This window comes from Bartonella sp. CM120XJJH (assembly GCF_042194715.1).
In the GTDB taxonomy this organism is placed as follows: domain Bacteria; phylum Pseudomonadota; class Alphaproteobacteria; order Rhizobiales; family Rhizobiaceae; genus Bartonella.
Genome location: NZ_JBHINE010000100.1, coordinates 1 through 809, shown reverse-complemented (window position 1 = coordinate 809; position 809 = coordinate 1). Strand labels below are relative to the sequence as shown.

At 46.5% G+C, this 809-nt stretch carries 1 protein-coding gene and 1 pseudogene; both read left to right on the top strand.

Going from position 1 to position 809, the window contains the following annotated elements:
* Nucleotides 1-291, top strand: a 291-nt coding sequence (locus ACFIKU_RS09995) for a hypothetical protein (protein WP_375657417.1), incomplete at its 5' end; no start/stop codon positions are given.
* Between the two features lies 1 nt (nt 292).
* Nucleotides 293-809, top strand: a pseudogene (locus ACFIKU_RS09990) (hypothetical protein); the annotation flags it as partial.

Below are 809 nucleotides of genomic sequence, written 5' to 3'. Positions count from 1 at the left end.
ATTTGCAGTGGCAAGAAACAGTTATGGCTTGTTTTGGATGATGACGAGCGCTTTTTAGCGGCATTCACGACCCAGATACAGCAGACAGTTTTAGGAAAGAAGCGCGCTCTGATTTGTGAATGTAGTGGCAAGGGCGTTCTTGATCAAGTTGACAATTTGCCATTTGTAGAGGATTGGGCGCGTGAGAATGGCGCTTTTGAGATAGAGATTTTAGGGCGTTTGGGATGGAAACGTGCACTGAACAAACAAGGCTATGGCATAGATATGCTTTATTATAGGAAGGAATTGTGACATGGGGAGCAGTAGACCAGCAACGACAGAACAGAAGCAGGTGCAGACAAGTGCCCCTCCCGCTTGGATGCAGAATGTCTTTAAGCGAGGTGGTGCGGATGCGTATAATCTGTATGATACAGGGGCGGGTGGGAATGTTTATGGTGGTCCTCGTGTAGCGCCGTTAAGTTATCAAACGCGCTATGGAATTGGTGGTCTTGGAAGTATTCCACAGCATTATCAAAATCGCTCTTTGATGAATACAATCTACAATCCAACGTCGGCAGCAAGCAATCTTGGAAGAGTGGCTTCTGGTGATATAGTTGGACAGAATTCGTCTTTTAATGCTGCGCTTCAAAATAGCTTAGACCGTGTCAGAGATACGATTAACAGCTCTTTTGCCGGTGCAGGTCGTTATGGTTCTGGTGCACATACGGGTGTCTTGGCAAATGAACTTGGTGCTTTGTCTACAAGTGCTACAGCAGACCAGTATAATCGTGATGCGGAGCGCATGATGCAAGCCAATGCCATGATAGACC